This is a genomic window from Chryseobacterium sp. MYb7, assembly GCF_002979455.1.
GTDB lineage: Bacteria > Bacteroidota > Bacteroidia > Flavobacteriales > Weeksellaceae > Chryseobacterium.
Genome location: NZ_PCOU01000042.1, coordinates 1 through 13,955 on the forward strand (window position 1 = coordinate 1; position 13,955 = coordinate 13,955).

13 protein-coding genes and 1 tRNA gene are annotated in these 13,955 nt (G+C 35.0%); 11 read left to right on the forward strand and 3 right to left on the reverse strand.

Annotation, left to right across the window (positions count from 1 at the left end; genetic code table 11):
• The first annotated feature begins 3 nt into the window (after positions 1–3).
• Positions 4–76, forward strand: a tRNA-Lys gene (locus CQ046_RS22275).
• 187 nt (positions 77–263) lie between these two features.
• On the opposite strand, the gene panC is transcribed toward CQ046_RS22275, so the two are convergent.
• Positions 264–1,112 (reverse strand): pantoate--beta-alanine ligase, encoded by an 849-nt coding sequence (gene panC / locus CQ046_RS22280; RefSeq protein ID WP_105704371.1) that lies wholly within the window; start codon positions 1,110–1,112, stop codon positions 264–266.
• A gap of 171 nt (positions 1,113–1,283) precedes the next feature.
• Between panC and CQ046_RS22285 the strand changes: the two genes are divergently transcribed.
• The 9 genes from CQ046_RS22285 (at position 1,284) to CQ046_RS22325 (ending at position 11,959) form a co-directional block, all read left to right on the forward strand.
• A complete protein-coding gene (locus CQ046_RS22285) occupies positions 1,284–2,054 on the forward strand; it encodes a glycogen/starch synthase (RefSeq protein ID WP_105704372.1) in 771 nt (256 codons plus the stop codon).
• Between the two features lie 13 nt (positions 2,055–2,067).
• The gene (locus CQ046_RS22290) at positions 2,068–3,708 is read left to right on the forward strand and encodes a DUF4270 family protein (protein WP_105704373.1); all 1,641 of its coding nucleotides are present in this window, start codon (positions 2,068–2,070) and stop codon (positions 3,706–3,708) included.
• A 30-nt stretch (positions 3,709–3,738) separates the two neighbouring features.
• Positions 3,739–5,592: a glutamine--fructose-6-phosphate transaminase (isomerizing) gene (glmS, locus tag CQ046_RS22295; protein WP_105704374.1), complete on the forward strand. Its 1,854-nt coding sequence runs from the start codon at positions 3,739–3,741 to the stop codon at positions 5,590–5,592.
• 108 nt (positions 5,593–5,700) lie between these two features.
• Positions 5,701–7,125 carry a gliding motility lipoprotein GldK gene (gldK, locus tag CQ046_RS22300; RefSeq protein WP_105704375.1) on the forward strand — a complete coding sequence of 475 codons (1,425 nt, stop codon included), beginning with the start codon at positions 5,701–5,703 and terminating at the stop codon, positions 7,123–7,125.
• Positions 7,126–7,178: 53 nt separating this feature from the next.
• Complete coding sequence (gldL, locus tag CQ046_RS22305) at positions 7,179–7,877, forward strand: gliding motility protein GldL (RefSeq protein ID WP_105704376.1); 699 nt, start codon at positions 7,179–7,181, stop codon at positions 7,875–7,877.
• A 52-nt stretch (positions 7,878–7,929) separates the two neighbouring features.
• Positions 7,930–9,522 carry a GldM family protein gene (locus CQ046_RS22310; RefSeq protein WP_105704377.1) on the forward strand — a complete coding sequence of 531 codons (1,593 nt, stop codon included), beginning with the start codon at positions 7,930–7,932 and terminating at the stop codon, positions 9,520–9,522.
• A 20-nt stretch (positions 9,523–9,542) separates the two neighbouring features.
• Entirely contained in the window at positions 9,543–10,481 is a 939-nt protein-coding gene (gene gldN / locus CQ046_RS22315) for a gliding motility protein GldN (RefSeq protein WP_105704378.1), read from the forward strand.
• Positions 10,482–10,627: 146 nt separating this feature from the next.
• Positions 10,628–11,662: an NAD(P)/FAD-dependent oxidoreductase gene (locus CQ046_RS22320; protein WP_105704379.1), complete on the forward strand. Its 1,035-nt coding sequence runs from the start codon at positions 10,628–10,630 to the stop codon at positions 11,660–11,662.
• Positions 11,663–11,698: 36 nt separating this feature from the next.
• On the forward strand, positions 11,699–11,959 hold the full coding sequence (locus tag CQ046_RS22325; protein WP_105704380.1) for a SemiSWEET transporter: 261 nt from the start codon (positions 11,699–11,701) through the stop codon (positions 11,957–11,959).
• A gap of 63 nt (positions 11,960–12,022) precedes the next feature.
• On the opposite strand, the gene CQ046_RS22330 is transcribed toward CQ046_RS22325, so the two are convergent.
• A complete protein-coding gene (locus tag CQ046_RS22330) occupies positions 12,023–12,457 on the reverse strand; it encodes an META domain-containing protein (protein WP_105704381.1) in 435 nt (144 codons plus the stop codon).
• 38 nt (positions 12,458–12,495) lie between these two features.
• A complete protein-coding gene (locus tag CQ046_RS22335) occupies positions 12,496–12,888 on the reverse strand; it encodes a multicopper oxidase domain-containing protein (RefSeq protein WP_105704382.1) in 393 nt (130 codons plus the stop codon).
• A gap of 655 nt (positions 12,889–13,543) precedes the next feature.
• Between CQ046_RS22335 and CQ046_RS22340 the strand changes: the two genes are divergently transcribed.
• On the forward strand, positions 13,544–13,930 hold the full coding sequence (locus CQ046_RS22340; protein WP_105704383.1) for a hypothetical protein: 387 nt from the start codon (positions 13,544–13,546) through the stop codon (positions 13,928–13,930).
• The last annotated feature ends 25 nt before the right edge of the window (positions 13,931–13,955 follow it).

Here is a 13,955-nt window from a genome sequence, read left to right on the forward strand (position 1 = left end):
GCCGACTCGGTAGCTCAGCTGGTAGAGCAATACACTTTTAATGTATGGGTCCTGGGTTCGAATCCCAGCCGGGTCACAAGTTTACTGAAAAGTAAATTTTTTTCATATTAATATTTTGTGATTTGGTGTTTCAAAGGCTTCCCTCAGGAGGCCTTTGATTTTTGTATGAAGTCTGAAATGATATAAGTAACAATAATTATAATAGAATAAAAAAACTCTGACTACAGCCGTCAGAGTTTTTTTATTTTGTAAAGTATATTGTATTAATCCAGATGCATATTATCGATTAATCTCACTCCATCCACTACTACCACAATAAACGCTCTGAAATTTCTGTCTTTATAGAAGAAATCCGTTTCCTGTAATGTGTTTTCATCAGCAATCAGAAAGTATTCAAGCTTCATGCCCTGCTGGTCATCAAAAATATCAGTTACTCTTTCTTTTATTTCAGGTATGGTAACTGTTCTGAACCAGTCATTCACTTTATTTAGGGTTTCGTAAATAAGTTTTGAAGCTTCTTTCCTGTCTTCATGCAGTCTTTGGTTTCTAGAACTTAATGCAAGTCCGTTTTCTGCTCTGTAAATAGGAACTCCGGTTATTTTAACAGGAAGATGCTTTTTCTCTACCATTTTTTTTATAATAGCAAGCTGCTGGAAATCTTTTTCTCCAAAATAAGCACTGTCAGGCTGTACCTGTCTGAATAGCTCTTCTACAACTGTTCCTACACCATCAAAATGCCCCGGTCTTGATTTTCCTTCCATCTCATTTTCCAATCCGTCAAAATCATAATGCTGGCTTTCGGTTTTCTCAGGGTAAATATCTGCTACCTCAGGAATATAAACAGCATCCACAAGCCCTGAATTCTGAAGAATAAGGATGTCTCTGTTAATATCTCTTGGGTATTTTTCAAGATCTTCAGGATTATTGAACTGGGTTGGATTTACAAAAATTGAAGAAATAACAAGGTCATTTTCTTTTCTTGCTTCTTCATACAGAGAAAGATGGCCTTTGTGCAAAGCCCCCATGGTAGGAGCAAAGCCAATTCTTTTTCCCATTTCTTTCTGTCTTTCAATGAAATCCTGAAGGACTTTCCTGTTTTTTATAACTTCCATAGTTTATTTTAATACTATTTCAAAAATACTAAAAATATCGCATAATAATATGTACTTTTAATAATTTGGGAGAGGGAATTTTCGTAAAAAAATGTTAATTAAAATAATGTTGGATGTTTTTTTGTAATTTTGCACATTAAAGCATTTTTACAAAAATTAGATAGAAAGTTTATGCCGAATCAAAAAATACTGTACATTACTACAGAGATGTATCCATATCAAGAAGACACGAATATGGCTGCAGTGGTAAACAAAATGGCACTTAAGATGCACCAAGAAGGCAATGATGTAAGAGTTTTTATGCCAAGATTTGGACAAATAAGTGAGAGAAAGTTCCAGCTTCATGAAGTAATCCGTCTTTCAGGGATGAATATCATTATCAATGATCTGGATCAGCCTCTAATCATTAAAGTAGCGTCTCTTCCGGGGGAAAGACTTCAGGTTTACTTTATTGACAATGAAGAATACTTCAAAAGAAAACAATACTATTTCGACGATGAAGGAAATCCTTTCGAAGACAACGATGAAAGAGCTATTTTCTTTGCCAGAGGGGTTATTGAAACCATCAAGAAGCTAAACTGGGTACCAGATGTTATTCATTTGAACGGATGGATGTCTTCTTTTGTTCCAATTTACCTTAAAACTTACTACGAATCAGATACTTATTTCAAAGACGCGAAAATTGTTCTTTCTCTGTACAATGAGAAAGATGCTGATCTGGATAAAAAGATCGACGAAAAACTACAGTTTGATAATATTTCAGGATTAAAAGCGTTAGATAAACCAACAATTAAAAGTTTTGTTATCGAAAGTATGAACTATGTAAATGCCGTTGTAAAAGGTGACGAGTTTCTGGATGAAGACCTGGATAAGGCTTTCAACGAAACAACCACCGAAAAATCGGAATATCTTGACGTAGATTCTATTAATCAACTTTATTAAAAACACATTTTTAATGACTCATACTCTTAAAAGGACCTTCGCCATGCTTTTATTGGCGATTTTCGGAAGTACAATCCTTTATAACTGTGAACCTGATCCGGATTCTCTTGGCGAGCAGTTGTTTAATAATGACGCAGCACAAGGTAATGAAATATCATATGATGTTGTTGCATACAATTATAATAATAATGACTCTATCAGAAGTGATGCTGCCAGATTGATCAATGGATTGAATGAAAGCGGTGGTGCCTTAACGGTAGGTGTTCTTGGGGCTTTCACAGAAGGTCAGTTCGGAATGCAGAGAGCTTCTTATCTTACCCAGCTAAGAATGCCTGTGGATAATTTCGATTTTAATGGTGCAAACCCAAAAGTAGACTCTGTAGTTCTTGTGGTAAGACCACCAGCCAATACAATTTCCAATACTTATTACTTTGAAGGTGATTCATTAAAAACCAATACGTATGCGAAAACTGATTTTCCTGTAGATGGTGTCGCTACAGAAGTTTCTATTGAGAAGAAAACGTATCCTGTTCGTAAATACGGTAAAATAGGAGGCGCTTCAAAATCAATGAAAATCAATGTACATGAGATTACTACATTCCTGGATTCAAATGATGATAGTTTCAAGCGTTCCAATAAGACTGTAAGTACTGGTGAGCTGCTAGGTTCAGGAGTATTTGATGGTAACGTAAGCGCAATCTCTATTACTAAAAAATCTGATAACTCGGTTGTATTCACAGGAAACCTTGGATACAGACTGAAGCTGAGCAATACAGACTTTTTCCAAACTCATATTCTTGATAAAAAAGGAAAGCCTGAACTTCAGGATGCTTCCAACTTTATCAGATATTTTAAAGGAATCAGAATTTCCGTGGATGAAACTGATAAATATCTTTATCAGTTCTCTCCTAATGATTTGCAGCTTATCATGTATTATAAATATGATAAAGTAGATAACGGAACAACTACAAGACCACAAACAAACCTTGTCTTCAATGTAGGAGGTCTTAATGCTCACATTGGACAATATGAATTCAACAGAAGTGGAACTCCTTCTGCAAATGCATTGGCATCAATTAATACCAATGATGGAGATGCAAAACTTTACGTTCAGGGTATGGGAGGTCCTTCTGCAGTTGTGAAAATTAAGGATGAAACGATTGCTGCTCTTAGAGATATTTATACAAAAGATAAGATAGGTATTTTAAGTGCTAAGATCAGAGTATATCTGGATCCGGCAAGCTGGAAAAATACCAATTCAACAGAAGATCGCAGGTTTACAGTGAATCCAATGAAGGCTGATGGAACTCTTGATTTCTCAAAATTAGCTTATTCATCAGACTTATTAGCTGGTCTTGGGTTATATAGCTACAATGAAAGTAAGGGGTACTACGATTTTGTAGTAACAAAAACTCTTAAAGATCTTGTTGAAGGGAAAACAGAAAAGGACGCGAGTGGAAATGATCAGCCAATAACTAATAAGCCATTATGGATCAATGCTGGAACATTTGCTGCAGATGCTACAGGAAAACTTTTAGGAGTTCGTAATACAACAAGAGCATTTGATATGAATAGAATGATTCTTACAGGTTCATTAGACAAAACAAACGCAAACAGAGTTCAGCTTAAAGTGGTTTACGCTACAAAAAAATAAATACAATAAAAAAACACTAGACAAAATAATATGTGTGGAATAGTAGGATATACAGGTTTTCAAGACGCTTACGAAATTGTAATCAACGGTCTTAGAAGATTGGAATATAGAGGGTATGACAGTGCCGGAATTGTTTTAGAAGGTTCAGACAATAAGCTTGAAGTAGAAAAAACAAAAGGTAAAGTTGAGGATTTGGTGAATATTTCGAAAGAATTAAAAGGAACATCTAAAATTGGAATGGGCCACACACGTTGGGCTACCCATGGAGTTCCAAGTGACAGAAACTCTCACCCGCATTTGTCAAATAATGGAAAAATAGCAATTGTACACAATGGTATCATCGAAAACTATGATACTATTAAAACAATGCTTACTGAAAAAGGATTTACTTTCAAATCAGAAACAGATACTGAAGTATTGGTAAATCTTGTTCAGTATTTTATGGATCTTAAATCTGAAACCGATTTCCCGACTGCAGTAAGATATGCATTGAATGAGGTATATGGGGCATATGCCATCACTGTACTTCATGAAGATTATCCCGGAGTATTGGTAGTAGGAAGACTGGGTTCTCCTTTAGCAATCGGAATCGGTGATAAAGAATATTTTATTGCATCTGATGCTTCTCCTTTCGTAGAGTTTACAAAAGAAGCTATTTATCTTGAAGAAGGACATATGGCTACCATCTCTCTTGAAGGTGGAGTAGATATCAGAACCATCAATGATAACTCTAAAATTGAGCCTGAAATTCAAGAACTTAAACTTAGTCTTGAGCAGATAGAAAAAGGTGGATATGAGCATTTCATGCTTAAAGAAATCTTTGAACAGCCTAAATCTGTACATGATACGATGAGAGGTAGGCTTCTTGTAGATGAAGGAGTGATCAAAATGGCCGGAATTTGGGATCATGTGGAAAGATTCAAAAATGCCAACAGAATCATTATCATTGCTTGTGGTACTTCATGGCATGCAGGTCTTATCGGAGAATATCTTATAGAAGAATATGCAAGAATCCCTGTTGAAGTAGAATACGCATCAGAATTCAGATATAGAAACCCAATTATTACCGATAAAGATGTAGTGATTGCTATTTCTCAGTCCGGAGAAACTGCTGATACGATGGCTGCCTTAAAACTGGCAAAAGAAAAAGGTGCATTTATATATGGTATATGTAATGTTGTAGATTCTTCAATTGCAAGAATTACAGATGCAGGTTCATATACACATGCCGGTCCTGAAATCGGGGTTGCTTCTACAAAAGCATTTACGGCACAGCTTACCATCCTTACTTTAATTGCATTTAAATTAGGAAAACACAACGGGAACTTAGGAAACGCTGAATTTATGAGCTTAATTGCTGAGCTTGATGCTATTCCTAAGAAAATTGAAGAAGTGTTGAATACAACCCATGAGCTGACGCAGAATATTGCAAAAGATTTTGTGAAAGCTACAAACTTCCTTTATTTAGGAAGAGGGTATAATTATCCAGCTGCCCTTGAGGGAGCATTAAAATTAAAAGAAATTTCTTACATCCATGCAGAAGGATACCCGGCTGCAGAAATGAAGCACGGTCCTATTGCCCTGATCGATGAAAACATGCCAATTGTAATTATAGCACCTAAAAAAGGTCACTATGATAAAATTGTAAGTAATGTTCAGGAAATTAAAGCGAGAAAAGGAAAAATTATCGCTGTAGTGAATAAAGGAGACCGTCAGGTGAGTGCAATGGCAGATTATGTTATTGAAATCCCTGAAACTTCAGAATGTTTCTCACCAATCGTTGCTTCCGTACCTCTGCAACTGCTTGCTTATTATATTGCAGTATATAGAGGAGCCAACGTAGATCAACCGAGAAACCTTGCAAAATCTGTAACCGTGGAATAAAAAGTTGTTGTAAATAAAATAAATTTAGATTTCTTCCGTTATTTCAAAAAAAATCTTAAAAGTTTCTTAAAAAAATTATATATTTACGGCTTAATTATAAAAATTAACATGAAAAGGATATTTCTTTTATTATTGTCTGCGTCGGTAGCATCGGTATCTTGTTCAGGTGGTGGCAGCTCTTCTGTAGGGAAGCCAGGAACAAAAGGAGAATTGATACCAAGAGAAAAAACTAAATCATTTGTTGCGGAAAGACCATACGGAATGGTCGCAATTCCTGCAGGTTCATTTGTTGCTGGTTTAGCAGACCAGGATCCAACAAATACTCCTGAAAAAGCAGCATTGAAGACTGTTACTGTTTCTTCTTTCTTCATGGATGAAGCAGAAACTACCAACTCGGAGTACAGAGTATTTATCAATTATGTAAGAGACTCTATTGCGAGAACTTTACTTGCTGAAGCTGCCGGAGAAGGTGGTGATGAAGGCGGACGTAAAGGAGCAGCAATAGGAGATTACGCATATCTTGCTAAAAAAGAAGAAAATTTAACACCTTATCAAGAATATATGGAAGGCCAGGGAGGCCGCGAAGATGGAGGATATGATGCTAGCAAAAGGTTAGATTGGAAAATTCCTTTACACTGGAGTACAACAAAATACCCGGATGTAGAATACGCAGAGGTTTTAGAATCTATGTATCTGCCTTCTTCTTCAAGAATTGGAAACGAAAGAATTTTAGATGTAAGTAAGCTGAAATATACTTACCGTTGGGGAGATATGGACGCTGCTGTTGCAGATAACGAAAGAGGAGCTAATTACCTGAAAAGCGAAAGTATCGCGATCTATCCTGATACTACAGTTTGGGTAAAAGATTTCCACTTTGCTTACAATGAGCCATTATTTGAACAATATTTCTGGCACAAAGCTTACAAAGACTATCCTGTAGTTGGAGTAACCTGGGATCAGGCAAGAGCTTATTGTAACTTCAGATCTAAATTGAAAACTGATTACAACGAAAGTTTAAAAAGAAAAAAACAAAGACCATTAGAGTTCCGTCTTCCAACTGAGACTGAATGGGAATATGCTGCAAGAGGAGGTATGCAAAATGCTACTTACCCTTGGGGAGGCCCATATTTAATGGATGACAGAGGTTGTTACCTTGCTAACTTCAAACCGAAGAGAGGTAACTACATGGAAGACGAGAAAAAAGGTACTTATACATATACAGCTCCAGTTAAGAAATTTAAGAAAAATGGGTTTGGGTTATTTGATATGGCTGGAAACGTTTCTGAGTGGACATTATCTTCGTTTAACAATTCTTCATCTGGATTCTCTTCTACATTAAATCCTTCTACTAAAGACAAAAAGGATACGAAGAAATCTGTAAGAGGAGGATCTTGGAAAGATATAGGATATGCACTAATGACAGGTGCTAGAGATTGGGAAAGAAAAGATTCCGCAAGAAGCTATATCGGATTCAGAACTGTACAGGATATTCCTGAAGCAGCTGTTAAACCAAGAAGAGTTAACAGAAATTAATCAGACAATTTTTCAATAACAATTTTATTTAACATTAAAAAAACTAACTCAATATGTTTAAGACTAAAGATGCTTGGATGAATTTCTTTTATTCATTCGGTGCTGCAATTGTAATTCTTGGAGCTTGGCTTAAAATTACTCACATTTCCTATGGACCAATTAATGGTAATGTTGCCCTTACCGTGGGACTTATCACTGAGGCGATTATCTTTATCATTTTTGCATTTGACCCTCCAAAATCAGAAGAGTCGTATGCTTGGGAAAATGTTTATCCTGAGTTATTAGATAAACATGCTAACCCAAATCCATTACACTCTAATGTTTCTTCCAGAAATAATAATGCTGCAGCTCAATTTGCTGAATTAGAGAATTCTCTTTCAACCAAATTGGACAAAATGCTTGAAGATGCTAGATTAGATGTTCAATTATTTGAAAGACTAAGAACAGGAATTGATAAATTCTCAAACTCTGTTGATCAGATCAATCAAACTGTTGATGTATCTGCTTCTACTCATAAATATAATGACCAATTAAACAAAGCTGCTCAGCATATGGAAAGCATGAATGCTCTTTATGCAATGCAATTGGAAAGCGGTAAAAAACAATCAGAATTTGCTAACAAATATGTAGCAGACATGCAGAAATCTGCAGAGCATTCTGAGAAATTCAATCAAGAGCTACAAGGTTTAACATCTAATCTTAATAACTTAAATAGAGTTTATGGTGGTATGCTAACTGCTATGAAATCTTAATTCCTAACCATTTCTAAATTTAACTACTTAATCAAAAAACAAAGAAAAGAGAATGGCACAAGGAAAACAGACCCCTCGTCAGAAGATGATCAACCTGATGTATTTGGTGTTCATCGCGATGATGGCCCTAAATATTGATGCAGAAATCATCAGATCATACTATGACTCTACAGTTTCTTTAAAAGCAACACGTATGCTTACTGAAGCTAAAAACAGTGATATATTTGAAAAAACATTAGAAGCTAAGGCACAACAGGTACCGGATACTTATGCGCAGCCTTGGGAGCAATATAAGGTATTAAAGCAAAAAATCGATGATTTGGTTTCTCATGCAGAACAAATCAAAGGAAAGCTGAAGAAAGAGGCTGAATTTATAGAAAACGATCCAGCAACTGGTAAGCCGATTGATGTTAGTGAGAATTTTTCTTCACTTAATAATAATGAAGGGGCAACACAATATTTCTTTAAGGATGGAGAAGAAAATACTCTTTCAAAAGGAGCAAATGAGTTAAAGGCTAAGATTGATGCTATAAGAAATTATATCAATACTACTTTCGGACAAAATCATCAATTGCAAGATTTAGTGAATAGAGCTAATGCATCTCTTATAGCTGAATATCCAAAAGGAAAATCTCCAAATGATAAGACCTGGTTTCAGAATAAATTCTATCATCAGCCTTTGATTGGTGCAATCTCCAATTTAGAGATTATCCAAAATGATGCCAGAAACGTACAGTCTGATGCATTGGCAATGTTGCTGCAAGAAAAAGTAGATGCTAGTATCAAATTTTCAAGCTATGAGCCTATTGTTTCAGGCCCGGTTGATATCCAGGCAGGAAAACAGGCTGAAGTAAAAGTAATGTTAGGTACTTATTCTACAAGTAACAAGATTAGTATCTCTGGTGTAGGCAGAGTAGAAAATGGTAAAGGTATTACATCTATTTCAGGTTCTGGAATTGGTGAACATAAATTAGGAGGTACAATTACATTAACAGATGCTTCAGGTAAGCCACAAAGTTACCCATGGACACATACTTATAATGTAATCGCAGGACCTAGAGAAGTAAAACTTGAAAAAGGATTATTACTTTCTGCAGACAAAATGAATGTAATGTATAGAGGACTTGAGAACCCTGTTTCAGGATCAATCTTAGGTGCTGACAATTCTAAACTTTCATTATCTGCTCCGGGTGCATCTGTGAAAAGTACAGGCCCAGGAAAATGGAGTATAAAACCAACTTCGGGTAATACGGTTAAGTTAACGTTGTCAGGGACAGACCCTTACGGAAAAACAGTATCTCAGGTATTTGAATACAGAATTAAAAATGTACCACCACCACAAGGGCAGATCAGAGGAAGCAGTATCGTATCTATGCCGGCAACTTCTATCCAGAACCAAACGGTACAGGCTGCAATTCCTGACTTCGACTTCCCGGTTTCATTTACTGTAACGCAGTTTATGGTGAGAGTACCAGGTAGAGCAGCGCTGTTAGTTCACGGAAATTCATTGAATGATGCTGCTGGACTAGTGAAGAATCTTAGATCCGGAGATGTAGTTTCTATCTTTGATATCAAAGTTACTGCTCAAGGTTTAGATGGACAGGTTATTAAAAACATTACTCCTATAATTATTAACATTCCATAGGACTAAAATTGTAATTTATTATGAAAAAATATATTAGCACCCTTTTAGTATTAGTTTCGGGATTTGCTTTTTCCCAGACTATTCTGAACGCAGCTTCTCCGGAAGAGTTCAGACAGATGAGAGCGGAAAATAAACAAAAAGTTGGTGATACTATTGTAGATAAAACAGTAAAGCCTCTTGAGTATGGTTTTGTAGAAGACAAGGATATCCTTAAAAGTATGTTTGTATGGGAGATCATTGATATGAATGATAAGATCAACCAGCCATTCTACTATGATAATGAAAATAGTCTTCTTTCTACTCCAACAAGATCTTTATACCAATTATTGCTGGATGCAGCTTTAACAGGAAAGATTGAGCAGGTATATGATGATGAAAACTTTACGGTAAAACTTTCTCCGGAAGGAATTCAAAAAAGATTAGAAAAAGTAATCATCAATGATGCTGCTATTGATATCTTAAACTCTGGAAGACAGCTTACGGAAGCAGAAAAGAAACAATATACTGACGTATTTAAGACCACTACTGATAAAGTAAAAGTTCTTAAAATCATGGGTATGTGGTTTATCGATAAGAGAGACGGGCAAATGAAATATAGACCTCTTGGTATCGCTGCAATGGGACCAGATCCTGCAGTACAGGGAGTTATCGGTCCAGATGGTAAGCCTATTGCTGGTAACGATGAGCTTATTGACCTGTTCTGGATCTATTATCCAAGTGCTCGTGATGTTTTAGCAAACAATTTTGTCTTCAACAGAAAAAATTCGTCTGCTGACTTATCTTTCGATGATGTTATCAATGCAAGAAGATTCTCTTCTATCATTTATAAGTCTTCAGCTGGTTTAGGTGATGGTACTATTAAGGACTATATTCCTAAAAATGCTGATGAGCAGCTGGAAGAAAGCGATAGAATCAAAGCACAGATTCTTGACATGGAAAATGATATGTGGAATTACTAAATTTCACTTGATATTTATAGAAAACCTGAGTATTTTTACTCAGGTTTTTTTTATTATGAAATCGCCCTTTGTTTATTACTAATCAATAATCATAATCAATAATGTAGGCGATTACATGTGACCTTTAAATAAATGAAATTTCTCATATGAAAAATGTAGATTATATTATTGTAGGAGATGGATACGCAGGGCTATTTATGGCTCATCAGCTAATTAAAAACAACAAGTCCTTTGTCATTTTTTCTGAAGGGAAAAAAAGTGCTTCACAAGTTTCAGCAGGAATTATCAATCCGGTTGTGCTAAAGAAGTTTACCACATTCTGGAAAGCACAGGAGCAAATAGATTTTCTTAAAGACAGTCTGAAGGAAATAGAATCTTATACCGGAGAAAATTATCTGATCAATGCTCCCATTCACCGAATCTTTCATAATGAGAATGAACAGAACCTTTGGTTGAGAAAATCAGAAAATGAAGAATTATCTGCTTTTCTTGACAAAAATTTTGATCGTTTAAATATAGTTAAAAACGACTTTCAGACCGGAAAGGTGAATCAGTCTGCCAGACTTAATGTTAATGGATTTTTCAGTGGTTTATTCAGTTATTTTGAAAAAAACAATCATTTGGTAAAAGAAAAATTTGATTATGCTAAATTGGATCCTTCCGAATCCATATACAAAGATTTTACCTTCAAAAATATTATTTTCTGCGAAGGAATGGGAGTGAAAGATAATCCGTATTTTTCAGAGATCACGGTGAATCCCAATAAAGGTCACCATGTAAAAGTAAAGCTTTCACAGCCAATTCCTGAAAACATAACGGTTAAGAAAAAACATTTCTTATTCCCGACCGGAAACGGACTTTATTTCTATGGGGGAACCTATGACAGAGAGCAGCTTCATCATCATATTGACGAATCTGCAGTTGAACAATTGGTCAAAGGACTTTCAGAATTTTACCCATACGATTTTGAAGTGGTAGAAGTACACTTTGGCTTCCGTCCCACAGTAAAAGACAGAAGACCCATCATTGGCAGGCATGAAACATTGAAAAGTTTATATGTTTTTAACGGATTAGGTGCCCGTGGTATTCTGAATGGCTGTTATTTTACAAGAGATTTATTCCGCTTTATTGAAGAAGGTATTCCGTTGCATGAAGAAGTTTCTATGAATAGATTTCATTAACATATTTTAGTATATCTATCCAAAAATATAGCATGTATGAATGAAAATATATTAGGTATCATTGCCGGAATTCTGACTTCTGTTTCCATGATTCCACAGTTGATAAAAGTGATCAGAGAGAAGAATGTAGAAGATATTTCCCTGCTTATGCTTTTGGTGCTTATTTCAGGGCTCTCACTGTGGGTATGGTATGGCTTTGAAAAAGGCGAATTACCTATTATTTTGTCAAATGCATTTGCTGTTCTGGTAAATATCAGCCTTCTGATTTGTTACATCATTTACAATAAAAAAGAGTAAAGCACATAAAAAAGACGCCTGAAAATCGGGCGTCTTTTTTTATTTAAGTGAGATAGAATTATTTTATTGAAGAACAAATTTTGCTAAAGGAGCCATTCTTGCTTTGTTTAAAGTAAGTGTGTTTCCATTCACAGAATAGTTATCTGCTGCAAGGATTGCTTTTGTAAACTGGTTTTCAATATCCAGATCTTCGCAAGCCATCATGGTAGACATTCCCTGGTTGAATTTTATTCTCATCATTTCAGGTTTGATCTCGAATGTTCCTCCCAAACCGTTGCAACCTGCATGTCCTTGGTATCTCATACCATTCATGTCAAGTTTGAAATAAGGATTGTTCTTAGGGTTTTTAAGATCAATCGGCTTTCCGTTAAGCTCAGTAAGCTTCCATGTTTTTCCTGTAATATCAGTAGTTGCTTTTTGTGTATTCTGTGTTTTACAAGAAACTACTAAAAACATAGCGATAACAAGTGCCGATAAATAATAATATAAACTTTTCATAATACTTATTTTTTTTAAGATGAATGGTGTTCAATATGCTAATACGATGCCATTTTCGCCGGTCCTGATTGTTTTTTTTCTTGTTTAAGGTGGAATAGAACCATATCTACATTCTTCTTCAGGAAAGTTATATTTCCCTTAATATCAGAATATTGATACTCTTCATTAGAGGCAGTATACTCCGGTAAAGCATCACTTTTTTTAAGGTCAAAAGTTTTACCGTTTAAATGTATAGTTGCAGTATTTTTGGTGCTGTTGATGGTTACTTCTATCTTTTCTCCATAGCTGTCAACATACACATTTTTGGAAATGTCGTCCGCATTTTCTGGCGCAGAAGTGGTAATGGTTTCAGCTTCTTTTCCGGGATGCTTACACGCTGTTAGGGAAATAATGGTCAATCCGAAAAGGACTGATACTAATAATTTTTTCATAGTGAGATGTGATTTTAAAGTGTTTCATGAATAATGATGTTAATGCCTTATAAATTTACAAATATTTTTAATAAATATATGTTAAATTTTCATAAACTAACAGAAAGTATGAATTAAAGTAAATTTATCTCACTGTTTTTAGAAACATTTTTCACGAAACGGGAAATAATATTTGTTGTTGAAAATTAAGGGAAATGGTCTTTAATAAGAGAGTTTTAACCGTATTATTCTCAGGAAGATGTGGTAATTCTTTTTCATTTTTTTTAACTACTTGTGTTAATTTTCGGCAAAAGTAATTCAAAAAAGAAAGACAGGCAATAAGTTAATATTAATAAAATGAAATCATGACAAAAGTTAGGTTAAGTTGTTTTAATTCAATAATAAAAGTACTCTAAAACTGATTCAAACGGCACTTTATAATGTCAAAAAACACAACAGATTTTTGACTAGAATTTTTTCTAAGGGTAAAAATTGGCTTGATTTTTGAAAATTAAAAATTACACAGATGGAATACAGAATTTCCCAAATTGTGCTTGGATAAAGGAAATATTTACTATTTATCAGTTCTTTTTATTCAGGTATTTTAAAGGATAGTTAAATTTTGTTAATCCATGATGATAATGTCATAATCTGGGTGTACATTTGCAACTTCAAAATGAGAAACTTCGTAGTATACTTTTTAACCGGTCTTTTTCTGCTCTTTGTAGTAGAAAGCAGAATCGACGTTAAAACTCTTCGAAATGACTACAGCGGTCATTCTTCTCATCATATGCCCAAAAGAGCCAACCGCCTGAATCAGACTTTTGAAAAACTTTCTGTTCAGCAGATGACAGACAATGTAGACAACTCAACCTTAGAGCTTACTGAAAATGATTTCCAGCTTTCTGATGTATTGCAGGCTGTAATTGTTTTTGCCGGAGTTTTCTCATTAGTCTATATTTTTGGATTAAAAAGCTATAAAAGATTCAAACCGGATATTCACGGCTTTGTTTTGGGCTTGGCGACCAAAAGATTTATTCTTATCCGTTCCATCAGAATTTAAAATTTTTCCGTTCTATTTATTTTCT